Origin of the sequence: Flavobacterium eburneipallidum, assembly GCF_027111355.2 — a bacterium.
In the GTDB taxonomy this organism is placed as follows: Bacteria; Bacteroidota; Bacteroidia; order Flavobacteriales; family Flavobacteriaceae; genus Flavobacterium; species Flavobacterium eburneipallidum.
The window spans coordinates 2,214,008-2,235,959 of the sequence record NZ_CP114291.2 but is presented as its reverse complement, the minus strand read 5'-3'; the positions used below and the strand labels follow the sequence as shown (position 1 = coordinate 2,235,959).

The window sequence follows — 21,952 nt, the reverse complement described above, 5'->3', positions numbered from 1 at the left end:
TATTTAAAATTGATTGATGGTTTTTCTAATGGCAACTAATTTGGTCATTAATCCTTCAAAATAATCCAAATGGAGCATATTAGCACCATCACTTTTAGCATTAGCAGGATCAAAATGCGTTTCGATAAAAATTCCATCTACACCAACAGCAATTCCAGCTTTGGCAACAGTTTCAATCATATCAGGTCTTCCGCCAGTTACTCCAGCGGTTTGGTTGGGTTGTTGTAAGGAGTGAGTAACATCAAGAACTGTGGTTGCATATTGTTGCATGGTTGGAATTCCACGGTAATCTACAATCATATCTTGGTAGCCAAACATGGTTCCACGATCCGTAACCATTACATTTTGGTTGTTGCAATCCAATACTTTTTGAACTGCGTGTTTCATACTTTCAGGACTCATAAATTGTCCTTTCTTAAGGTTTACAACTTTTCCAGTATTGGCAGCAGCCACAACTAAATCAGTCTGACGCACCAAAAAAGCGGGAATTTGCAAGACATCAACATATTCAGCAGCCATTGCAGCATCTTCATTGGTATGAATATCAGTTACAGTTGGAACGCCAAAAGTTTGAGAAATTTTTTGAAGAATTTTCAACGCTTTTTCATCTCCAATTCCTGAAAAACTGTCAATTCTAGAACGATTGGCTTTTTTGAAAGAACCTTTAAAAACGAAAGGAATTTCTAATTTATCGGTAATTCCTACTAGTTTTTCGGCAATTCGAAGTGCCATTTCTTCGCCTTCAATAGCGCAAGGTCCAGATAATAAAAAGAAGTTGCCACTATCAGTATGTTTGATTTGTGGAATATGGTGTATGTTCATAATAAGATTTTTGAAAGCGCAAAGATAGTTAGGTTTTGTGGCTAACGATTTAAGATTCGATTAATTTTTTTTCAAAGTCAAGCCAACAGGCACCATCAATTGTCCTTTTTCATAAATATTCAAATATAAAAGGATAGGTGTTTTTTGCCCTTCCCATTTTATTTCATAAACATCTAATAATCCAGCTCCCATATCGCTTCTTTTTGCTGGAAATGGACAGCAACTTTCTAATTTTGTATAAGTGATTTTTTCACCTTTTGGTCCAGCCAAAGCATTCAAAAAGCGTTGTTGATTGATGATTTCGTTTCTAGTTGTGCCATAAAAAATATTGATAGGATAATCTTTATCGTAACCATATTTTTTGTCTTTGCTATATTCTGTGATAATAAAAGTAGTATTGTTCAGAAGTTGAGGCACTGGCGCATTATCGTCAATGTTTTTTATAGTCGATTTAGTGCTTATGCAAGATGAAATACCAATTAATAAAGCGAAGAGAACTACTGTTTTTTTCATTTTTTTATTTCAAAAATTATACAATTTCGGCACTCAAACCCGCTTCGAGTAATTGAGAACATTGTGGTTTAAGTTTTTCTAAAACGTCTGTTTTTACAGTACATTTTCCGTTATAGTGAATAATCAACGAGCATTGTTCTGCTTGTTCTGGCGTGTGGTCACAAACTCGAATCAAGGTATCAATCACGTGGTCAAAAGTGTTTACATCATCATTATAAACGATTATTTCGTTGTTGATTGAAATTGCTTCTTTGTGGCTGACTCTTTCTCTAACTTTTTCTTTGGTACTCATTTTTAGATAATTTAGGAAGTTATAAAAGTACTGTTGTTTTTTATTGGCTTCTTGATAGATGCTAAACTAAATTTACATATTTTAAAGAAACCCAGTTATTTCGCTCGAATTTTTTTACATAAGTTAATCCTTTTTCAATACACGATTCTTCAATAAAAGGAATGTCTTCTTCATAAAAACCACTCAATAATAAAGTCCCTTTCGGATTCAAGCAATCCACATAACTTTGCATATCGTTCAGTAAAATATTTCTGTTGATATTGGCGATAATCAAATCATATTTTTTGTCTTTCAACAAAGCTGCGTCACCTTCATAAACTGTAATGTGCTTGCAATTATTGCGTTCGGCATTTTCGATAGAATTCAAATAACACCAGTTGTCAATATCGATGGCATCAATAGGTTGAGCACCTTTCATTTCGGCAAGAATAGCTAAAATCGCAGTTCCGCAACCCATGTCTAAAGTCTTCATTCCTGTAACATCCATTTCTAACAAATGCTGAATCATCATGTGTGTGGTTTCGTGATGACCTGTTCCGAAACTCATTTTTGGTTCGATTACAATGTCAAATTCAGCACCCGTTTTTGGATGAAAAGGAGCACGAACGTGGCAATTTCCATCTACATCAATAGGTTCGAAATTCTTTTCCCATTCTTCGTTCCAATTCACTTGGTCGATTTCTTCAATTTTGTATGAAATAGTAAATTCAGGAGATTTCAGAATAAATAAATCATCCAGAATTCCGTCTGCCCAAAGATCTTTTTGAATAAAAGCTACAATACCAAATTCACTATCAATAAAGCTTTCGAAAGGTAATTCTCCCAGTTCGGCAATCAAAATTTCTGAACCTAGTTCTTTGGGTTCAATCGTAAAATGATAACCTAAATATATGTTTGACATAAGATATTTTTTTGCAAAGGTAATAAAAAAGTTGGCAGTGGTCAGTAGTCAGTAATCAGTTTGGTATGCCAGAAATCTGCGAAATCAAAATTAATTTCTTTAAGATTTTATTTATAGGCGAGATAATTCTACTTTTGCACCACAATTTAATTTATTATGTATAAACTAATTATTCGTCCGATACTTTTTTGCTTTGATCCTGAAAAAGTGCATTATTTTACCTTTTCATTAATTCGAAATTTATCGAAAATACCAGGAGTTTCATCCATTTTCAAATCATTATATGTTGTGAATGACAGCCGCTTGGAAACAGAAGTTTTTGGTTTAAAGTTCAAAAATCCTGTTGGATTGGCAGCAGGTTTTGATAAAAATGCGAGCTTGTTCAATGAGTTATCTGATTTAGGTTTCGGATTTGTAGAAATTGGAACTTTGACACCAGTGGGTCAGGATGGAAATCCTAAAAAACGATTATTTCGTTTGAAAGAAGATAGTGCTATTATCAACAGAATGGGGTTCAATAACGGTGGAGTTCAGGAAGCTGTGGAACGATTGAAGAAAAATAAAGGTGTTCTTATTGGTGGAAATATTGGTAAAAATAAAGTGACTCCAAACGAAGATGCCACTTCGGATTATATGATTTGCTTCGATGCTTTATACGATTATGTGGATTATTTTGTGGTAAATGTTAGTTCGCCAAACACGCCCAATCTTCGTGAATTACAGGAAAAAGAGCCGTTGAAACAATTGTTGCAGACTTTGCAAAATCAAAATTTAACCAAACCAAAGCAAAAGCCAATCTTATTAAAAATTGCTCCCGATTTAACAGATTCTCAATTACTGGATATTATTGAGATTGTTCAGGAAACTAAAATCGCAGGAGTTATTGCTACGAACACTACATTATCGCGTGAAGGCTTGCAATCGGAAAATAAAGCAGAAATGGGCGGAATGTCAGGCAAACCATTAGCTAAACGTTCGACAGAAGTAATTCGTTTTCTTTCGGAGAAAAGTAATAAAGCCTTTCCAATTATTGGAGTAGGAGGGATTCATTCGCCAGAAGATGCTATCGAAAAATTAGAAGCAGGCGCTTGTTTGATTCAACTTTATACTGGTTTTATTTACGAAGGACCAGCATTGGTTAAAGCGATTAACAAGAAGATTTTAGAAAAAATACTGAACTAAAAGTCCTGTCAATAGCGCCATTCCGAAGCTTAAAAGTGTTCCGATAAGTACATATTCGGTCAGTTTTCGGTCTTTGGCTTCTTTCGAATCACCAAAACGGAAAATAGATTTTGCAGCCAGTAAAAATCCTATGGCTTCAAAATGTCCTGTGAGAATAAAGCAAAAGATAAATAGTCTTTCGAGTATTCCGATATAATTTCCAGCATTTTCAAGGGAATTATCGTTTTTGTTATTACTTTCCGGTGTCCAGATTGAAATGATATTCTTGATGATTATTGAAGTAGGTTTTGTAAGGAATAAAATTCCAGTAATCAGTATCCAAAACTTATTATTGAAGAAAGTAAAATCAATGTACAAATTTTTATAAAGACTGGTAATTAGTACAATAGTTATCAAATGCAACATTTGGTCAGCAATAAACCAATTTCGTTTTGTTTTCTTCTTTTGAAATTTCAATTTTAAGAAATCGATGAATCCGTGAGCTAAAGCTAAAGCTAATGCAAACCAACCAAAAGCAATTTCTCCAACGAATAGCCAGGCCAAAATTCCGTGTAAAAGTGTATGAATGTAAAGGTATTTGCTTCGGTGTTTTTTAGTTTCTTTATCCGAAACCCAAGAGTTAGGCTGTAATAAAAAATCGCCTAATAAATGCGCCAATAGCAGTTTTGCAAAAATAATCATACGCTGATGGTTTTGATTTTAAGTCTGAAATATTTTTCCATTTCCATTACTAAATCAAATTGAGCACGTTTTCTTCTTCTGCTTACTGCAGCTTGATTAATTCCTAATTTTAATCCAATTTCTTCTTGTGAAAGCGATGGATTTTCGATAGCTGTCAGAACAAATTCAGCTGATTGTACCAACCAATTGTTCATAAAAGTTAGGCTCAATCGTAGCATCAGATTGATTTCGGTATCGAATATTTCGTTGCCAGAATTGATGGCTAAATTGATTTTTTGCTTCTTCAGGGTTTCAAAAACTTCGCCAGAACGGGAAAAAGCGGTTCCATTACTTTCGGAAATTTTCTTGGCTTTATAAGTCTTATCTCCAAAACCGATGCTCATTCGGACATCTAATTTTTTAGATTTGAAATACGATTTTATCTGTAAAGCAATCATTAGAGCATCTTCGGGATTTTTAACTTCTAGTTGGAATTCATCTCCTCTGTAAATTTCCCATTCCATTGGGTTTTTACCAAAAGTATTCAATAATCCCTTGAAACCATCGATCCAATTTTTGGATGATAATTTTCTAGAATTGACTATATCTCCTGTAATTATAGCTATCATATTTCAAATGTAATTAAAAAATGAATTCGGAACGCAATTTAGTGATTTTAATTATTACCAAAAAGCGTAATAATTAAAATTATTACCAAAAAACGTAATAATTAAAAATATTACCAAAAAACGTAATGTTTGAACTCCTGTAAATGAGCGAAAAATAAATCTATTGTAATGTTGTTCTTTGTGCTACTTTAAATTTTTAGATAATTTTAAACTTTTAAACTTTTAAACTTTTAAACTTTCTTATCTTTGGTTTTCTATGGAAGCAATAAAAATTATCGAATGTCCACGTGATGCGATGCAAGGAATAAAGGCATTTATTCCTACAGCTCGAAAGGTGACTTATATTCAGTCGTTGTTGCGTGTTGGCTTTGATACCATAGATTTTGGGAGTTTTGTTTCGGCTAGATCCATTCCGCAAATGCAGGATACAGCCAAAGTTTTGGCAGGATTAGATCTCTCTCAAACACAAAGTAAGTTGTTGTCTATTATTGCCAATACACAAGGAGCGATAGAAGCTTCGCAACATCAAGCGATTCATTATTTAGGTTTTCCTTTTTCTATTTCAGAGAATTTTCAGATGCGGAATACACACAAAACCATAGCAGAATCGGTAGTAACTTTACAGGAAATTCTAGAAATCGGGGATAAAAGTAATAAAGAAGTTATAGCTTATTTATCAATGGGGTTTGGAAATCCTTATGGAGATCCATGGAATGTAGAAATCGTAAGCGAATGGACAGAAAAGTTATCTAATATGGGCGTGAAAATCCTTTCGCTTTCGGATACCGTGGGTAGTTCAACTCCAGAAGCTATTCAGTATTTGTTTTCGCATTTAATTCCAAAATATCCCAAGATTGAATTTGGAGCCCATTTGCATACCACTCCTGATAAATGGTTTGAGAAGATGGAAGCAGCTTATCTTTCAGGATGTCGTCGTTTTGATGGAGCGATTCAGGGTTTTGGTGGATGTCCGATGGCACATGATGTTTTGATAGGGAATATGCCAACCGAGAAATTAGTTTCTTATTTTAATGCTAAAAAAGAAAACACCAATATCAGTGCAATGAGTTTCGAAAGTGCTTATAACGAAGCTTCAAAGGTATTTGGCAGTTATCAGTAAATAATAAAAAAAAAATATTTTCGTTTTTAATTACGATTCAAATTCAAAAATCATGAATAAATATATAGGTGTATTAATACTGGCTTTTTTTTCGTTTTCTTGTTCTAGCGATTTGGATTTTGACCAAGCCTATGATGTAAAGTTAGAGCCAGTTATTGAGGCTAATTTGGCTACTTTTGAAATTCAAGCACATCAATTTGTTGTAAATGGAATGGAGCAAAATGTAGCAGGCGATGTGTTGGATTTAGATGTTTTTAATGACGATTTTTTTAATGAAAACTTAACTAGAGCTGATTTTGATTTTGAAATCAATAACACCATAAATAGAGCTTTTAGGGTTAGTGTGTATTTGCTAGATGATGATGATACTATATTGTACACAATACCATTCAATGTTCCGGCTTATTCGGGTGCAGTTAATACAATCTCTAAAGAGGAAATATTTGAGAAAGTTAAAGTTAACATCTTGAAAAACACTACTAAAATTGCTTTTGTAGCAGCTTTACTTCCTGGTCCAACATTGAGTGAAAATAGTTTAGGGAGTTTAAAATTGCGTTCAAGTGCTACTATTTATTTAACTGTGGAATGAGAAAATTACTTTTACTTATAACAGGATTCATTGCTTTGAGTGGTACTGCCCAGAATAAGCAAATCTTATATAATTTTACATCTGTTCCACAATCTTTATTGACAAATCCGGGAGCAGATGTAAATTACAGCTGGTATGTTGGAGTTCCATTGCTTTCAGGAATTTCTACTAATGTGGGTTCTAGTGGATTTTCAGCTTATGATTTATTTGCTGATAACGGAGTTGATTTTAATACTAAATTAAGGAATGTAGTATTTTCGACTTCAAGAAAAGATAAAGCAGTTGTTAATGAACAATTAGAAATTTTTAGCGGAGGATTTAAATTAGGCGATTGGCAAGAGGAGCGGGCTACTTATGTTTCTTTTGGAATGTATCAGGAATTAGATGCTTTGGCTTATATGCCTAAAGATTATGTGATATTGGCTTTAGACGGAAACAAAGATTATATAGGAAAGGTTTTTGATATAAGTGATTTGAATGCTAGAGGCGAATTGCTTTCAGTTTTTCATCTTGGTTTTCATAAAAAACTGAACGATAAATTGATTTTTGGCGCTAGAGGCAAGATTTATTCCAGTATTTATAATGTTTCGTCAACCAAAAATTCAGGTTATTTTTATACCATTCAAGATGAAAATTCTGTTTATGAACAAATTATTTCGTCTAATATTCAAATAGACATGTCAGGATTGACTAATTATACGAATAATAACTCGGTTGATGCAGTGAGTACTATTGCAAAAAAAGCACTTCTAGGAGGAAATCTTGGTTTAGGTTTAGATTTGGGTTTAACGTATTATCCTAAAAAAAACATTCAATTTACAGCTAGTTTAACAGATATAGGTTTTGTCAAACATACAAAAGACGTTGAAAATTATACTTACAAAGGCTATTACAATTACAAAGGACTAACACCTAATTTTATTTTAGATGGTTCCAATCAAAGTTTATCCGAGGAATTTGAAGATGCTTTACCACTGGATACTATAAATCAAAAATATACCACTTGGCGACCTTTAAAGTTGAATTCATCCATTCAATATTCATTTGGAGATGGAAGAAATACGGATTGTAATTGTCTTGGAAATGAGATTCAATACAAGAATGCTATTGGAGCACAATTGTTTGCTATGTCCACACCAAGAGCACCACTTATGGCTCTAACAGCTTATTACAGAAGACGATTTTTAGAATCTTTAGAAATGAAAGCTACTTATACAATAGATTCATTTTCGGCCACAAACATAGGTCTAGGATTGTCAACCACTATACGCAAAGTTAATTTTTACCTCATGGCTGATAATCTTTTGGAATATAGAGATATTAGTAAAGCCAATAGTTTGGCATTTCAGTTAGGTATTAATATTGTTTTTCCAGATAAAAACACACCTGATTAAAATACGGTCTAGATAGACTTAAAAAAGCCTTCAATTAATTATTCTGTAATTAAGATGGTTTTTTGCTTAAGATTTTTTATATTTGCACGCAATTTAACTACAACTTCAAAATTGCAATGATCGCACACATTTCCAAAATTATCGGCGAAGGTTTAACTTACGATGATGTATTATTAGTTCCAAATTATTCGGACGTTCTTCCTCGTGAGGTAAGCATTAAATCAAAATTTTCTAGAAATATAACGCTAAATGTTCCTATTGTATCTGCTGCTATGGATACAGTAACAGAAAGTTCTATGGCAATTGCTATGGCACAAGAAGGAGGGATTGGTGTTTTACATAAAAATATGACTATCGAACAACAGGCTGCCAAAGTACGTAAAGTAAAACGTGCCGAGTCTGGAATGATTATCGATCCAGTTACTTTGCCATTGACCTCTACAGTTGCCGATGCTAAAATGGCGATGAAAGAATATGGCATTGGTGGTATTCCAATTGTAGATGACAAAAAAATATTGAAAGGAATTGTTACTAATAGGGATTTACGTTTTGAAAAAAACAGTTCAAGACCTATTATCGAGGTCATGACCACAGAAAATTTGGTAACTGTAGCTGAAGGAACTTCTTTAGAACAAGCAGAAGTCGTTTTACAAGGGTATAAAATTGAAAAATTACCAGTGATTAACGCTAAAAATGAGTTGGTTGGTTTAATCACTTTTAGAGATATTACCAAGTTGACTCAAAAACCAAATGCTAATAAAGATAAATTTGGTCGTTTAAGAGTAGCTGCTGCTTTAGGAGTTACTGCCGATGCAGTCGAAAGAGCAACAGCTTTAGTAAAAGCAGGCGTTGATGCAGTAATTATCGATACGGCACACGGACATACAAAAGGCGTAGTAGATGTATTGAAAGCGGTGAAAGCAAAGTTTCCCAAACTAGATGTTATTGTTGGTAATATCGCCACTTCTGAAGCTGCAAAATATTTAGTAGAGAATGGAGCTGATGGAGTGAAAGTAGGAATAGGACCAGGTTCTATTTGTACAACCAGAATTGTTGCAGGAGTAGGTTTTCCTCAATTTTCTGCCGTGCTTGAAGTAGCTGCAGCTATCAAAGGTACAGGTGTTCCTGTAATTGCTGATGGTGGAATTCGTTACACAGGAGATATTCCTAAAGCAATTGCTGCGGGAGCCGATTGTGTAATGTTAGGTTCGTTGTTAGCAGGAACAATGGAATCTCCAGGTGAAACTATCATTTTCGAAGGTAGAAAATTCAAATCCTATAGAGGAATGGGTTCTGTTGAAGCCATGCAAGAAGGTTCAAAAGATCGTTATTTTCAAGATGTGGAGGACGATGTTAAGAAACTAGTTCCAGAAGGAATCGTAGGTCGTGTGCCTTACAAAGGTGAGTTGAACGAAAGTATGCAACAATTCATTGGAGGTCTTCGTGCTGGTATGGGGTATTGCGGATCCAAAGATATTGCAACTCTACAAGATTCAGGCCGTTTTGTTCGTATTACCGCTAGTGGAATCAACGAAAGTCATCCACATAATGTGACCATTACCAAAGAAGCTCCGAATTATTCGAGATAGTTTTCATGAAATTAAAATTTGATATTCAAGAAACAATTGAGTCTGAAATTTATTATGGCTTTTATGATATTTATATTTTAGGAGGTCATTTTATTGAAGTTAATTCTGATTTTTATGTACAGATTATAAATATTGAGACAAATGAAGAGATTGAATTGACAGAGAAAAGTTTGAAGGCTAGAGATTATAAATTTGGTAAAAAAGCAATTAAATTTTATTCGTTTCAAGTTAACAATTATGGAAAGTTCAGAATATCTTTCCATAATTATGGAGATATGGTAGTCAAAGATTCGATGTTGGAAGTTTTTCCATTTCCTTTTTCAATACCACTTATCTTGACTTCATTCCTTTTTGGAAAAAGTAGAAAAATGGAATCTATAAAAAATATAGAGATATTAATCGAATAAGTTAAAATCACATTTATGATAAAAAAAAGGTGTAAGATTCAGTTCTTACACCTTTTTTTTTAAAATTCTTATGCAAAATGATTTCTAAAATGAAAATATTGAATTTGTAGTTTTTTTTACAGATAATATGATTTAAAAGTGTTAAAAAAAGGCATTCAATAAAAAAAAACACTAATTTTATGCAATCGATTACAATAATGTAATTAACTAACAAAAAAAAACATTTATCATGAAAAAAAAATTACTTTATTTTACTTCAATTGTGCTGTTTTCAGTAACAGCTGTTAATGCTCAAACTACAATCTGGGATATAGGAAACAATACAACTGTTCTTAATGATGCTGCTGTAGTTACTGGTGATTGGCCTGTTGGTCCTGCTTTCGCATCTGAAACTGTAGTTAAAGGATTAGGTATATTTCCTGGAACAGCTACTACTTTTGGTGCAATTGGAACTCAATCATCAGGTAGCTTTAGTGATTCATATTCAGCAGTGAATCGTTTTCCTACAGGTGGTGCAAGTGGTGGTAGTGCTACAGCATTACCGACTTCGCGTTATGTTTATTTTAATGTTAGTGGATCTTGTACAATAAAAATTTGGTTCAAAGGCGGTAATTCTACTTCAACTCGTAGCCTTTTTGTTAGTGATGGTACAACTGTTTTACAATCAGGAGCATCTGTGAATGGTGCTGCTGTTATTGTAGAAAAAACTGTTAGTGCTGCTGGTAAATATTATGTGTATTGTGATAATGGAAATAATATTTATAAAATTGAAATTGTTGGAGCTACAGTAAATACTCCAGCACTTTCTACTGATAACTTCCAAAAAGAATCTCAAGTAAATGTTTATGCTAAAGAAAATAAAATCTTTTTATCTAATGTAAAATCTAAAACTGCTGTAAGTGTTTATACTGTCGCTGGTGCTTTAGTAAAAACGACTGAAACAGCAGAAGATACAAGTATTGATGTAAAAGCTGGTGTGTATGTAGTAAAAGCTTCGTCTGAAGAAGGTACTAAATCAGTAAAAGTTATTGTACAGTAATAATTAATTAATTTTCGAACAATTTTTTTTCAGACGAATTTTGAATCATTCCTTTTTATCAAAGATAACTTGGTTTATATTTTGATTTAGGAGATGTAAAATGTTTGCGTAAATTTCTTCAAGATATGATAAATATCAGGTGTTTTTAAAGATTGTATTGCTTAAATTTGAGTAAAATAAAACACTACGAATTTATATAAGAGTCTTATGAAGAATATCAAAATCATTCAGGAGTTACACGATTTAGGAATAACTGGTTATCACGAAGTGGTTTACAATCCTTCGTATGAAGAATTATACCAAGCCGAGGTGTCGCACAAAAGAAAAGGCTACGAAAAAGGTGCTTTGACAGATACTGGTGCTGTCGCGGTTAAAACCGGTGTTTTTACTGGGCGTTCGCCAAAAGACAGATATATTGTTGAAGATGATGTTACAAGAGATACTGTTTATTGGGATAAAAAAGTAAATTTTCCAACAACAATTGAGGTTTGGAAGGATTTAAAAGCATTAGTTTTGAATCAACTTTCTACTTCTCCAAAATTATATGTGGTTGATGCTTTTTGTGGTACAAACGCTGACACAAGACTCAAAGTACGTTTCATCATGGAAGTAGCTTGGCAAGCGCATTTTGTAACCAATATGTTCATCCGACCGTCAATTTATGAACTAGAAAACTTTGGAGAACCTGATTTTATTATCATGAACGGATCTAAAACGACCAATCCTGATTGGGAAGAAATGGGGTTAAATTCAGAAAATTTTGTTGTTTTCAATCTTACCGAAAAAATCCAAATTATTGGTGGAACATGGTATGGAGGCGAAATGAAGAAAGGAATGTTCTCGATGATGAATTATTATTTGCCTTTAAAAGGAATGGCATCCATGCACTGTTCAGCTAACCTGGGCGAAAAAGGTGATGTTGCTTTGTTTTTTGGTCTTTCGGGAACAGGAAAAACGACTTTATCTGCCGATCCAAAACGCTATTTAATTGGCGATGACGAACACGGATGGGATAATAATGGTGTTTTTAATTATGAAGGAGGCTGTTATGCGAAAGTAATTGACTTAAGTGAAAACAATGAGCCGGATATTTGGAGAGCCATTAAAAGAGATGCTTTACTAGAAAATGTGATTGTGGATGAATACGGAGAAATCAATTATTATGATCATTCTATTACAGAAAATTCCAGAGTTTCTTATCCAATTTATCATATTAATAAAATTGTGTTGCCTTCAAAAGCAGGACACGCCAATAAAATAATCTATCTTTCTGCCGATGCTTTTGGCGTATTGCCACCAGTTTCTATTTTGAATGAAGATCAGGCGCAATACCATTTTCTTTGCGGTTATACCTCTAAATTAGCAGGAACCGAAAGAGGAATTACAGAACCACAACCTTCATTTTCTCCGGCTTTTGGTGAAGCATTCCTGACTTTACACCCAACTATGTATTCTAAAACATTAATTGGAAAAATGAAAGAACACGGAGCTAAAGCTTATTTGGTAAATACGGGTTGGAACGGAACCGGAAAAAGAATTTCACTAAAAAATACCAGAGCAATTATTGATGCCATTATCAGCAGTGAAATCGATCAGGTAGAAACTAAAGCAATCCCATTTTTGAATTTAACAATCCCAACTGCTTTATCAGAGGTTAGTGAAGGAATTCTGGATCCAAGAGATACGTATAAAGATAAAGAAGAGTGGACAAGTAAAGCCAAAGATTTAGCGTCACGTTACATCAAAAATTTTGAGCAATACACCAATACCGAAGAGGGGAAGCGTTTGGTTAGTGCTGGACCTTCATTAGAACTTAATTCTGTCGAAGTGTAATTTTCAAAGGAATTAATTCAAAAAAAAATGACCACGAATTACACAAATTTACACGAAAAACAATCTGTTTTAATTATACGAATTCTTAAAACAATTACAATTTGTGATAATTCGTGTAATTTGTGGTTAAAAAGTTTAAAACAACCTTCTGATAATTTCCTAACAATTAAATTCAATAAAAAGTTGTTTTCTAATGAAATTATCTTGTATATTTGCGCTCGAATCGAAGGATTATAGAATTTAAAAATTTATGTTATCAACTCAATTGCATCATCATCATTTTCATTATTGCTCTCAAGCGATGTGTTAATGGTATGCGTGTAAATCATCATATTTAAAAACCCGTTTGAGTATATCAAGCGGGTTTTTTATTTTACATCCGTTTATACTCAAGCAAAACAGTATAAAACTAAAACAAACAAAAAATGAGTACTTTAAAAATTGCAATTCAAAAATCAGGACGCTTAAACGAAGACAGCATCCAAATTCTAAAAGATTGTGGCATCTCTATCAACAATGGAAATGACCAATTGAAAGCCGAAGCAACCAATTTTCCTTTGGAAGTTTTGTACTTAAGAAATTCTGATATTCCTCAATATTTGATTGATGGAGTGGTTGATATTGCTATCGTTGGCGATAATCTTTTAGTTGAAAAAGGAAAGGATATTAAAGTAATTCAGAAATTAGGCTTTTCTAAATGTAAAGTTTCTGTAGCCGTTCCAAAAACATTCGATTACAAATCCATCAAAGATTTGGAAGGAATGCGAATTGCGACTTCTTATCCAAATACGGTTATCGATTATTTTGCAAAATTTGGAATGACAGTTGATATTCACCAAATTTCAGGGTCGGTTGAAATCGCACCAAATATTGGGCTTGCTGATGGAATTGTGGACATCGTTTCCAGCGGAAGCACTTTGTTCAAAAACAATTTGAAAGAAGTAGAAGTAATTTTCAAAAGTGAAGCTGTTTTGGCCGTTTCTCCAAAAGTGACTCCTGAAGTGCAATCAATTATCAATACACTTCAATTCAGAATCGAATCAGTTTTAAGAGCTCGAAAATCAAAATACATCTTGATGAATGTTCCTAATGACAAGATTGAAGCTGTAAGCAATATTTTGCCAGTACTTAAAAGTGCTACCGTAATGCCATTGGCACAAGAAGGTTGGAGCAGTGTTCACACTGTAATTGATAAAGACACTTTTTGGGATGTTATCGATCAATTGAAAGAAGCCGGAGCCGAAGGAATTTTGGTTTGCCCAATCGAAAAAATGGTGCTTTAAAGTACGATTTACGAAGTTAGAAATACGAAGAAAAAACAAAAAAACTTTGCAGACTTTGCGGTTAAATTTAAAACGATGAACAAAATATTCAATCCAAAACCAGAAACTTGGTCTTCTATTTTAAAAAGACCAACCCAAACTATTGGCGATATTGAAGCTACCGTGAAAGAAATTTTCAAGGAAATTCAAGCTAATGGAGATGAGGCTGTGGCAAAATATACTCTGCAGTTTGATGGTGTAAATTTTGAAAATATAGAAGTTTCTCCATCAGAAATTGAGGAAGCCATTGCAACAATTCCTGAAGATTTGAAAAATGCGATTCAATTAGCAAAATCAAATATCGAGAAATTTCATTTCGCTCAAAAAACAGCTAAAGTAGAAGTAACAACAGCTGAAGGTGTACAATGCTGGCAGGAAAAAAGACCTATTCAAAAAGTAGGTTTATACATTCCGGGCGGAACTGCACCTTTGTTTTCAACCGTTTTGATGCTGGCTGTTCCTGCAAATATTGCAGGTTGCAACGAAATTGTTTTGTGTTCGCCACCAGATAAAACTGGGAAAATTAATCCAGCTATTTTGTATGCTGCCAATTTATGCGGTGTGACCAAAATTTTGAAAGTAGGTGGCATTCAGGCCATTGCAGGAATGACTTTTGGAACCAAATCAATTCCAAAGGTGTACAAAATTTTCGGTCCCGGAAATCAGTTCGTTACTGTAGCCAAGCAATTGGCAACCCAATATGGCGTGGCAATCGATATGCCGGCCGGACCTTCTGAATTGTTGATTGTAGCTGATGATACTGCGGTTCCGGCTTTCATCGCTTCCGATTTATTATCACAAGCTGAACACGGAACTGATAGTCAGGTGATTTTGGTTTCCACTTCATTGGAATTGATTGATGAAGTAGAAGAGGAAGTTCAAAAGCAATTAGAAGTTTTACCAAGAAAAGCTATTGCCGAAAAAGCCATTGCTAATTCAAAATTGATTTTTGTCGAAAATGATAAAATTGCATTAGAATTAATTGACGAATATGGTCCTGAACACTTTATTATCTGTACTAAAGACGAAGATTTTTATGTACGTAATATAGGAAATGCAGGTTCGGTTTTCATTGGAAATTATACGCCGGAAAGTGCTGGAGATTATGCTTCAGGAACCAATCATACATTGCCAACAAACGGATATGCCAAGAATTACAGCGGAGTGAATTTGGATAGTTTTACCAAATCGATGACTTTTCAGAAAATATCCGAAAATGGTATTCAAAACATTGGTAAAGCAATAGAAATTATGGCAGAAGCCGAAGGATTGCAGGCACACAAAAATGCAGTTACTTTGAGATTAGCATCCTGCAAGATTTCTTAAAACCTTTAGGGATTAAAAAAATGTAATAAATCATTAGATGAGTATATTTAATAAAATATTAGAAAGATCAAAACTAAATAAAGAGCTTATTGGATTGTGGAAATACAATGACGATGAAGGATTTTGGTGTGGTTATGTAATTGACTATAATGAAAATTTAGTGAAAATCCAGCATTACACTAAATATGGTAAAAAGGATGGTATAATCATCGCTCAAATTTCAGATATTCAAAGTGTTGATTTTAATGATGAATATGCAAAAGCAATGCAATGTGTGATTGACTATTCAAATGAATTGGAAAAAGAAGAAGAAACAAATATTCACCTTACTGAAAATGAAGATTGGCAATTTGAACTTCTAAAACAAATGGAAGGAAATTTAGATAAAATAACAAGTTTGGAAATTAATAGTTCAAGTTATTTTTCAGGTTTTATTCTTGAAGTTTCTGAAACTGATTTCATTTTCCATTGCATTGGAAAACTTGGTGAAGATGAAGGAGCAGTAATTTATAGAATTGAAGATATAACAGGGTTCAGAATTAATGATATTGAAAATCGCAAAAGAACAATGTTATACAAATGGAGAAAATCCAGCATATAAAACAACGTAATTAAAAATGAAAGATTTCAACGTAAATAATATAGTTAGGGAAAACGTTAAGTCGATGAAGCCATATTCTTCGGCACGTGATGAATTTGAGGATTTTGATACAGCAGATATGATTTTTTTGGATGCCAATGAAAATCCGTTCCAAAATGGTGTGAATCGTTATCCGGATCCGCAACAAAGCAGTGTAAAAGTAGTTTTGGCAAAGCAAAAAAAGGTTAATACAAATCAAATTTTACTTGGAAACGGAAGTGACGAAGTATTAGATTTGCTATTCAGAGCTTTTTGCGAACCAAAAATTGACAACATTATTTCATTACCACCAACTTACGGAATGTATTGTGTTTTGTCAAACCTGAATAACATTGAAAACAGAGAAGTTTTACTTTCAGCTGATTTTCAGCCACAAGTAGAAAAGATTTTAGATGCTGTTGACGAAAATACTAAAATCATCTTTTTATGTTCGCCAAATAATCCAACAGGAAATTCTTTTACAACAGAAAGTGTAACCACTTTATTGGAAAAATTCAATGGATTTATTGTGATTGACGAAGCTTATATTGATTTTTCAGATAAGGCAAGTTGGTTAGAAAAATTGAATCAGTATCCGAATTTGATTATTACACAAACACTTTCAAAAGCATACGGTTTAGCGGGAATTCGTTTGGGAATTTGTTATGCTTCTGCCGAGGTAATTGCAGTTTTAAATAAAATAAAACCGCCTTATAACGTAAACGAACTGACACAGCAAAGAGCTTTGGAACGTTTGAAAGATGAAGATAAAATTAAAAATGAAATAAATTCAATTCTAAAAGAAAGAGAGTCTTTACTTAAAGTGTTACATGAGGTAAATTTTGTTGAAAAAATATATCCAACAGAAGCCAATTTCATTTTGATAAAAGTGGATGATGCCAATAAGAGATACGACGAATTGATTGCCAAAGGAATTGTAATTCGCAACAGAACGACCCAACCTTTATGTGAAAATACGTTGCGTTTGACTATTGGAACTAAAGAAGAAAATCAGAAGTTGATGGAGGCTTTGAAAGTGATTAGTCAAATATGAATGCTCTTAATATCAGGTATTTGATTTTAATATTGAGTATTATTATTTATGTAATTAGTTTGAATAATGATGTTTTTGTAGTGCTTCCTAATGAGAAAGAACATTATTTAAGTGGTTTTGTAGCTCTAACTTGTGGTTGGTTTGGAATTTTTAGCGGTGGCTTAATTTCAATTTGTTGGTTTGCTAATCCTGCTTTGTTTCTTTCTTGGTTTAAGCTCAAGAAAACAAAGGTTTCATTTATATATAGTGTTGTAGCTTTTTTTTTCTGTATTCTTTTTGTGGTTTTGGATTATATTTTGCAAGGCGTAGAACTCAACGAATATGGGAAAGGATTTTATTTTTGGATGTTAAGTATATTGATTATGTTTTGTGGTAATTTATACTGTATTACAAGAAGGAAAGATTAAATAAAAATTATTATGGGTTTTCCCAAATAAAAAAAATAGTTTAAAAATGAAAAAAATACTTTTTATAGATCGCGACGGAACGATTGTTTTAGAACCGGAAGGATTGCAGTTAGACAGTTTAGATAAATTAGAATTTTTCCCAAAAGCCTTTCAATATTTAGGAAAAATTGCTGCCGAATTGGATTTTGAATTGGTAATGGTAACCAATCAGGATGGTTTGGGAACGGATAGTTTTCCTGAAGATACTTTTTGGCCTACACAAAACTTTATTTTGAGAGCCTTTGAAAACGAAGGAGTGTTTTTTGATGATATTTTTGTAGACCGTTCTTTTCCGGAAGACAATGCGCCAACCCGCAAGCCTCGAACAGGAATGTTGACCAAATATATTGACAATCCAAATTATGATTTGGCTAATTCTTTTGTTTTAGGAGATCGTTTGACTGATGTTGAATTAGCTAAAAACCTAGGAACGAAAGCCATTTTTATGAACACAACCGATGGAGCGGGAAGTGAAGAAATCAGTGCTAAAAGAGAAGAATTAGACGCTACAATTGTATTACAATCTACCGATTGGAAAACAATTTATGAGTTTCTAAAATTAGACGAGCGTACAGCTTCTATCACTAGAAAAACGCACGAAACGGATATTTACATAAATCTGAATCTTGACGGAACTGGGAAAAGTAAAATAGAAACGGGAATTGCTTTTTTCGACCACATGTTAGACCAAATCGCCCGCCACGGACAAATGGACTTGGAAATCTTGGTAAAAGGAGATTTAGAAGTCGATGAACACCACACAATTGAAGATACAGCTATAGCTTTAGGAGAAGTTTTTGCCAAAGCATTAGGAAATAAACTAGGAATAGAAAGATACGGTTTTTGTTTACCAATGGATGATTGCTTATCTCAAGTAGCTATTGATTTCGGAGGTAGAAACTGGTTGGTTTGGGAAACGGAATTCAAACGTGAAATGGTAGGCAAAATGCCAACAGAAATGTTTTATCATTTCTTCAAATCCTTTTCAGATGGAGCAAAAGCAAACATCAACATCAAAGCAGAAGGAACGAACGAACACCACAAAATTGAAGCTATTTTCAAAGCTTTTGCGAAAGCGATAAAAGTTGCCGTAAAACGCGATACGGAGAAAATGATTTTGCCAAGCACGAAAGGAATGTTGTAAAATTGTTTCAAGTTTAAAGTTTCAGGTTGCCCTGCGTGACTTAAAACATTAAACTTGAAACTTGAAACAAAAACTAATGAAAATTGTAATCATAAATTACGGAGCAGGAAATATTCAAAGCATTATGTTTGCCATCGAAAGATTGGGATACAAAGCGGTTTTGAGCAACAATCCTGACGAAATAAAATCAGCAGATAAAGTGATTTTTCCGGGAGTGGGAGAGGCGAGTTATGCGATGAAAATGCTTCAGGAAAGCGGTTTGGATACTTTAATTCCAACATTGAAACAACCCGTTTTTGGAATTTGTTTGGGTATGCAATTGATGTGTAATTCATCGGAAGAAGGAAATACAAAAGGTTTGGGAATTTTTGATGTGGATGTGGTTAAATTTACTTCAAAAGTGAAAGTACCACAAATGGGATGGAATACGATTTACAATCTCAAATCTGATCTTTTCAAAGGAATTGCTGAAAACGAATATATGTATTTGGTACATAGTTTTTACGCTCCGCTTTGTGCTGAAACCATTTCTACAACTAATTATGAACTGGAATATTCATCAGCATTGGAAAATAATAATTTCTATGGAACTCAATTTCACCCTGAAAAAAGTGGGGACATTGGAGAACAAATTCTTGGGAATTTTTTAAAGTTATAAATATTTAAAAATCTAAAATCTGCACTCTAAAATCATAAATGGAATGAGAATAATACCTGCAATAGACATCATCGAAGGAAAATGTGTTCGCTTGTCGAAAGGCGATTACAATACCAAAATCATATACAACGAAAATCCGCTTGAAGTAGCGAAATCATTCGAAGCACACGGAATCGAATACTTGCATTTGGTTGATTTGGACGGTGCAAAATCAAGCAAAATTGTCAATTATAAAATATTGGAACAAATCGCTTCACAAACCAAACTGAAAATTGATTTTGGTGGTGGTTTGAAAGCCGATTCTGATTTAAAAATTGCTTTTGAATCAGGAGCTAATCAAATTACTGGCGGAAGTATCGCTGTAAAAAATAGAGACATTTTCGAAAAATGGATTGCAGAATATGGTTCAGATAAAATCATTTTAGGTGCTGATGCTAATAATGAAAAAGTAGCCGTTTCAGGATGGTTGGAAGATTCAAATGAAGATTTGGTTCCATTTATCCAAGACTACCAAAACAAAGGAATTCAGTACGTAATTTGTACAGATATTGCCAAAGACGGAATGCTGGAAGGACCAAGTTTTGATTTGTATGCCAAGATTTTAAAGCAAGCAGATGGATTAAAATTAATCGCTTCCGGAGGAATTTCAACCTTTGATGAATTGCCTAAATTAGCCGAATTGGGTTGCGAAGGAACAATAATTGGTAAAGCGATTTACGAAGGAAGAATTTCGTTGAAACAATTGGAACAATATATTTTAACAATGTAGAGACGTTGCACTGCAACGTCTAAAATTACATTTAATACAAAAATGTGTAAAGACGTTGCACTGCAACGTCTCTACGGCGAAATAAAACAATAAAAATGTTAACAAAAAGAATAATCCCTTGCCTCGACATCAAAAACGGACGAACCGTTAAAGGTGTTAATTTCGTAGATTTGCGGGATGCAGGCGATCCTGTGGAATTGGCTAAAATCTATTCGGATGAAGGGGCTGACGAATTGGTTTTTCTTGATATTTCGGCAACAGAAGAACGTAGAAGAACCTTGGTTGATTTGGTTCGCAAAGTGGCGGCAACCATCAATATTCCGTTTACGGTTGGCGGTGGAATTTCGGCAGTTTCGGATGTTGAAGTATTATTGCAAAACGGAGCGGATAAGGTTTCAATTAATTCATCGGCGGTAAAAAATCCACAACTGATTAATGATTTGGCACAGAAATTCGGAAGCCAATGTGTTGTGGTTGCTATTGATGCCAAGCAAATTGATGGCGAATGGATGGTGCATTTGGTAGGAGGGAAAGTGCCAACAGAAATCAGATTATTCGATTGGGCACAAGAAGTGGAGCAACGTGGAGCAGGTGAAATTTTGTTTACATCAATGAATCACGACGGAACCAAAAATGGTTTTGCCAACGAAGCTTTGGCAAAATTGTCTGAGTTGGTCAATATTCCGATAATTGCTTCGGGTGGAGCAGGAAATATTCAGCATTTTGTTGATACCTTTGTCGAAGGAAAATCGGATGCGGCTTTAGCGGCAAGTGTATTTCATTTCAAAGAAATTGAAATTAAAACTTTAAAAAAAGAACTTAAAAATAATAACATAGAAGTTAGAATATAGATAATAGAATAAAGAAAATAGACCGAGAATTGAACGTTAATTTAATCCAATTTTTTGTCTATATTCTATTCTCTTATTTCTTTTTTCTTTAAAAAAAATAAAAATGAACATAGATATCAAAAGCGCACACGGTTTAATTCCAGCGATTATTCAGGATTCAGAAACCAAAAACGTCCTGATGTTGGGCTATATGAACGAAGAATCACTTCAAAAAACAATTGAAACTCAAAAAGTGACTTTTTTCAGCCGTTCCAAACAAAGACTTTGGACAAAAGGCGAGGAGAGTGGCAACTTTTTAGAACTAGTTGATATTAAAAATGATTGCGATGGCGACACGCTTTTGATTCAGGCAAAACCCGTTGGCCCTACTTGTCATACTGGTGCAGATACTTGTTGGCAAACAGAAAACAAATCGGATTTTGGTTTTATTTCAACTTTGGAAAGCACTATCAAAACCCGCAGAGAAAATGCAGATTCTGAAAAAAGTTATGTAGCTTCTTTATTTGAAAAAGGAATCAATAAAATAGCTCAAAAAGTAGGAGAAGAAGCTGTAGAAGTAGTAATCGAAGCTAAAGACAATAACGATCATTTATTCCTAGATGAAAGTGCTGATTTACTTTTTCATTACTTGATTTTGTTACAAGCCAAAGGTTTTGAATTAAATGATGTGGTGAATGTTTTGAAAGCACGTCAGAAATAAAATTCTTTTAAAAAAACTAAAAGTCCAATAGTAATTCATTTTGCTATTGGACTTTTTTATTGGTAAATAGTTTGTAATTTTGAGTAAAACTGC

The 21,952-nt window shown here is 33.6% G+C and carries 24 protein-coding genes; 18 read left to right on the top strand and 6 right to left on the bottom strand.

Going from position 1 to position 21,952, the window contains the following annotated elements; translation table 11 throughout:
* Positions 1 to 3: 3 nt before the first annotated feature.
* The 4 genes from kdsA to prmA form a co-directional block, all read right to left on the bottom strand.
* On the bottom strand, positions 4 to 822 hold the full coding sequence (gene kdsA / locus OZP15_RS09405; RefSeq protein WP_269225198.1) for a 3-deoxy-8-phosphooctulonate synthase: 819 nt from the start codon (positions 820 to 822) through the stop codon (positions 4 to 6).
* Between the two features lie 60 nt (positions 823 to 882).
* Positions 883 to 1,335: a 2-dehydro-3-deoxyphosphooctonate aldolase gene (locus OZP15_RS09400; RefSeq protein ID WP_269225197.1), complete on the bottom strand. Its 453-nt coding sequence runs from the start codon at positions 1,333 to 1,335 to the stop codon at positions 883 to 885.
* Between the two features lie 16 nt (positions 1,336 to 1,351).
* Entirely contained in the window at positions 1,352 to 1,627 is a 276-nt protein-coding gene (locus OZP15_RS09395; RefSeq protein ID WP_269225196.1) for an ATP-dependent Clp protease adaptor ClpS, read from the bottom strand.
* A 61-nt stretch (positions 1,628 to 1,688) separates the two neighbouring features.
* Positions 1,689 to 2,528, bottom strand: coding sequence for a 50S ribosomal protein L11 methyltransferase (gene prmA / locus OZP15_RS09390; RefSeq protein ID WP_281335943.1), 840 nt, complete (start codon positions 2,526 to 2,528; stop codon positions 1,689 to 1,691).
* A 156-nt stretch (positions 2,529 to 2,684) separates the two neighbouring features.
* Between prmA and OZP15_RS09385 the strand changes: the two genes are divergently transcribed.
* A complete protein-coding gene (locus OZP15_RS09385) occupies positions 2,685 to 3,710 on the top strand; it encodes a quinone-dependent dihydroorotate dehydrogenase (protein ID WP_281335942.1) in 1,026 nt (341 codons plus the stop codon).
* On the opposite strand, the gene OZP15_RS09380 is transcribed toward OZP15_RS09385, so the two are convergent.
* Both OZP15_RS09380 and OZP15_RS09375 read right to left on the bottom strand, forming a co-directional pair.
* Entirely contained in the window at positions 3,690 to 4,391 is a 702-nt protein-coding gene (locus OZP15_RS09380; RefSeq protein WP_269225195.1) for a DUF3307 domain-containing protein, read from the bottom strand. The two genes, OZP15_RS09385 and OZP15_RS09380, sit on opposite strands and share 21 nt — an antisense overlap.
* Entirely contained in the window at positions 4,388 to 4,999 is a 612-nt protein-coding gene (locus tag OZP15_RS09375; protein ID WP_269225194.1) for a SatD family protein, read from the bottom strand. Before OZP15_RS09375 ends, OZP15_RS09380 begins: the two co-directional genes overlap by 4 nt.
* Positions 5,000 to 5,255: 256 nt before the next feature.
* On the opposite strand from OZP15_RS09375, the gene OZP15_RS09370 reads away from it, so the two are divergent.
* The 17 genes from OZP15_RS09370 to hisIE all read left to right on the top strand — a co-directional run bounded on the left by OZP15_RS09370 (position 5,256) and on the right by hisIE (position 21,859).
* Entirely contained in the window at positions 5,256 to 6,119 is an 864-nt protein-coding gene (locus tag OZP15_RS09370) for a beta/alpha barrel domain-containing protein (protein ID WP_281335941.1), read from the top strand.
* A 52-nt stretch (positions 6,120 to 6,171) separates the two neighbouring features.
* Complete coding sequence (locus OZP15_RS09365) at positions 6,172 to 6,708, top strand: hypothetical protein (protein WP_281335940.1); 537 nt, start codon at positions 6,172 to 6,174, stop codon at positions 6,706 to 6,708.
* Positions 6,705 to 8,102, top strand: a complete 1,398-nt coding sequence (locus tag OZP15_RS09360) for a DUF5723 family protein (RefSeq protein WP_281335939.1) — start codon at positions 6,705 to 6,707, stop codon at positions 8,100 to 8,102. Before OZP15_RS09365 ends, OZP15_RS09360 begins: the two co-directional genes overlap by 4 nt.
* A gap of 116 nt (positions 8,103 to 8,218) precedes the next feature.
* The gene (gene guaB, locus OZP15_RS09355; protein WP_269225190.1) at positions 8,219 to 9,691 is read left to right on the top strand and encodes an IMP dehydrogenase; all 1,473 of its coding nucleotides are present in this window, start codon (positions 8,219 to 8,221) and stop codon (positions 9,689 to 9,691) included.
* Positions 9,692 to 9,696: 5 nt separating this feature from the next.
* A complete protein-coding gene (locus tag OZP15_RS09350; protein ID WP_269225189.1) occupies positions 9,697 to 10,098 on the top strand; it encodes a hypothetical protein in 402 nt (133 codons plus the stop codon).
* Positions 10,099 to 10,327: 229 nt separating this feature from the next.
* Positions 10,328 to 11,137, top strand: a complete 810-nt coding sequence (locus OZP15_RS09345) for a T9SS type A sorting domain-containing protein (protein ID WP_281335938.1) — start codon at positions 10,328 to 10,330, stop codon at positions 11,135 to 11,137.
* Between the two features lie 207 nt (positions 11,138 to 11,344).
* Positions 11,345 to 12,970, top strand: coding sequence for a phosphoenolpyruvate carboxykinase (ATP) (gene pckA, locus OZP15_RS09340; protein WP_269225187.1), 1,626 nt, complete (start codon positions 11,345 to 11,347; stop codon positions 12,968 to 12,970).
* Between the two features lie 425 nt (positions 12,971 to 13,395).
* Positions 13,396 to 14,253, top strand: coding sequence for an ATP phosphoribosyltransferase (hisG, locus tag OZP15_RS09335; RefSeq protein ID WP_281335937.1), 858 nt, complete (start codon positions 13,396 to 13,398; stop codon positions 14,251 to 14,253).
* Between the two features lie 75 nt (positions 14,254 to 14,328).
* Entirely contained in the window at positions 14,329 to 15,618 is a 1,290-nt protein-coding gene (gene hisD / locus OZP15_RS09330) for a histidinol dehydrogenase (protein ID WP_269225185.1), read from the top strand.
* A gap of 37 nt (positions 15,619 to 15,655) precedes the next feature.
* The gene (locus tag OZP15_RS09325) at positions 15,656 to 16,219 is read left to right on the top strand and encodes a hypothetical protein (RefSeq protein ID WP_269225184.1); all 564 of its coding nucleotides are present in this window, start codon (positions 15,656 to 15,658) and stop codon (positions 16,217 to 16,219) included.
* Positions 16,220 to 16,235: 16 nt separating this feature from the next.
* Entirely contained in the window at positions 16,236 to 17,291 is a 1,056-nt protein-coding gene (gene hisC / locus OZP15_RS09320; RefSeq protein WP_281335936.1) for a histidinol-phosphate transaminase, read from the top strand.
* On the top strand, positions 17,288 to 17,698 hold the full coding sequence (locus OZP15_RS09315) for a hypothetical protein (protein WP_281335935.1): 411 nt from the start codon (positions 17,288 to 17,290) through the stop codon (positions 17,696 to 17,698). The genes hisC and OZP15_RS09315 overlap by 4 nt, the downstream gene beginning before the upstream one ends.
* Before the next feature lie 46 nt (positions 17,699 to 17,744).
* On the top strand, positions 17,745 to 18,881 hold the full coding sequence (gene hisB / locus OZP15_RS09310; protein ID WP_269225182.1) for a bifunctional histidinol-phosphatase/imidazoleglycerol-phosphate dehydratase HisB: 1,137 nt from the start codon (positions 17,745 to 17,747) through the stop codon (positions 18,879 to 18,881).
* Between the two features lie 76 nt (positions 18,882 to 18,957).
* Positions 18,958 to 19,539 (top strand): imidazole glycerol phosphate synthase subunit HisH, encoded by a 582-nt coding sequence (gene hisH, locus OZP15_RS09305; protein WP_269225181.1) that lies wholly within the window; start codon positions 18,958 to 18,960, stop codon positions 19,537 to 19,539.
* Positions 19,540 to 19,582: 43 nt separating this feature from the next.
* On the top strand, positions 19,583 to 20,308 hold the full coding sequence (gene hisA / locus OZP15_RS09300) for a 1-(5-phosphoribosyl)-5-[(5-phosphoribosylamino)methylideneamino]imidazole-4-carboxamide isomerase (RefSeq protein WP_269225180.1): 726 nt from the start codon (positions 19,583 to 19,585) through the stop codon (positions 20,306 to 20,308).
* Between the two features lie 95 nt (positions 20,309 to 20,403).
* A complete protein-coding gene (gene hisF / locus OZP15_RS09295) occupies positions 20,404 to 21,159 on the top strand; it encodes an imidazole glycerol phosphate synthase subunit HisF (RefSeq protein WP_281335934.1) in 756 nt (251 codons plus the stop codon).
* Between the two features lie 103 nt (positions 21,160 to 21,262).
* On the top strand, positions 21,263 to 21,859 hold the full coding sequence (gene hisIE, locus OZP15_RS09290) for a bifunctional phosphoribosyl-AMP cyclohydrolase/phosphoribosyl-ATP diphosphatase HisIE (protein WP_281335933.1): 597 nt from the start codon (positions 21,263 to 21,265) through the stop codon (positions 21,857 to 21,859).
* Positions 21,860 to 21,952: the final 93 nt, after the last annotated feature.

Excerpts from the sequence above, each read along its gene's own strand:
- hisF (WP_281335934.1), top strand. The coding sequence starts at position 20,404 with ATGTTAACAAAAAGAATAATCCCTTGCCTCGACATCAAAAACGGACGA.
- OZP15_RS09345 (WP_281335938.1), top strand. The coding sequence starts at position 10,328 with ATGAAAAAAAAATTACTTTATTTTACTTCAATTGTGCTGTTTTCAGTA.
- hisB (WP_269225182.1), top strand. The coding sequence starts at position 17,745 with ATGAAAAAAATACTTTTTATAGATCGCGACGGAACGATTGTTTTAGAA.
- OZP15_RS09395 (WP_269225196.1), bottom strand. The coding sequence starts at position 1,627 with ATGAGTACCAAAGAAAAAGTTAGAGAAAGAGTCAGCCACAAAGAAGCA.
- OZP15_RS09370 (WP_281335941.1), top strand. The coding sequence starts at position 5,256 with ATGGAAGCAATAAAAATTATCGAATGTCCACGTGATGCGATGCAAGGA.
- OZP15_RS09350 (WP_269225189.1), top strand. The coding sequence starts at position 9,697 with ATGAAATTAAAATTTGATATTCAAGAAACAATTGAGTCTGAAATTTAT.
- guaB (WP_269225190.1), top strand. The coding sequence starts at position 8,219 with ATGATCGCACACATTTCCAAAATTATCGGCGAAGGTTTAACTTACGAT.
- OZP15_RS09375 (WP_269225194.1), bottom strand. The coding sequence starts at position 4,999 with ATGATAGCTATAATTACAGGAGATATAGTCAATTCTAGAAAATTATCA.
- OZP15_RS09315 (WP_281335935.1), top strand. The coding sequence starts at position 17,288 with ATGAATGCTCTTAATATCAGGTATTTGATTTTAATATTGAGTATTATT.
- OZP15_RS09380 (WP_269225195.1), bottom strand. The coding sequence starts at position 4,391 with ATGATTATTTTTGCAAAACTGCTATTGGCGCATTTATTAGGCGATTTT.
- OZP15_RS09385 (WP_281335942.1), top strand. The coding sequence starts at position 2,685 with ATGTATAAACTAATTATTCGTCCGATACTTTTTTGCTTTGATCCTGAA.
- prmA (WP_281335943.1), bottom strand. The coding sequence starts at position 2,528 with ATGTCAAACATATATTTAGGTTATCATTTTACGATTGAACCCAAAGAA.
- hisG (WP_281335937.1), top strand. The coding sequence starts at position 13,396 with ATGAGTACTTTAAAAATTGCAATTCAAAAATCAGGACGCTTAAACGAA.
- OZP15_RS09325 (WP_269225184.1), top strand. The coding sequence starts at position 15,656 with ATGAGTATATTTAATAAAATATTAGAAAGATCAAAACTAAATAAAGAG.
- hisC (WP_281335936.1), top strand. The coding sequence starts at position 16,236 with ATGAAAGATTTCAACGTAAATAATATAGTTAGGGAAAACGTTAAGTCG.
- hisD (WP_269225185.1), top strand. The coding sequence starts at position 14,329 with ATGAACAAAATATTCAATCCAAAACCAGAAACTTGGTCTTCTATTTTA.
- hisH (WP_269225181.1), top strand. The coding sequence starts at position 18,958 with ATGAAAATTGTAATCATAAATTACGGAGCAGGAAATATTCAAAGCATT.
- kdsA (WP_269225198.1), bottom strand. The coding sequence starts at position 822 with ATGAACATACACCATATTCCACAAATCAAACATACTGATAGTGGCAAC.
- OZP15_RS09360 (WP_281335939.1), top strand. The coding sequence starts at position 6,705 with ATGAGAAAATTACTTTTACTTATAACAGGATTCATTGCTTTGAGTGGT.
- hisIE (WP_281335933.1), top strand. The coding sequence starts at position 21,263 with ATGAACATAGATATCAAAAGCGCACACGGTTTAATTCCAGCGATTATT.
- OZP15_RS09365 (WP_281335940.1), top strand. The coding sequence starts at position 6,172 with ATGAATAAATATATAGGTGTATTAATACTGGCTTTTTTTTCGTTTTCT.
- hisA (WP_269225180.1), top strand. The coding sequence starts at position 19,583 with ATGAGAATAATACCTGCAATAGACATCATCGAAGGAAAATGTGTTCGC.
- OZP15_RS09400 (WP_269225197.1), bottom strand. The coding sequence starts at position 1,335 with ATGAAAAAAACAGTAGTTCTCTTCGCTTTATTAATTGGTATTTCATCT.
- pckA (WP_269225187.1), top strand. The coding sequence starts at position 11,345 with ATGAAGAATATCAAAATCATTCAGGAGTTACACGATTTAGGAATAACT.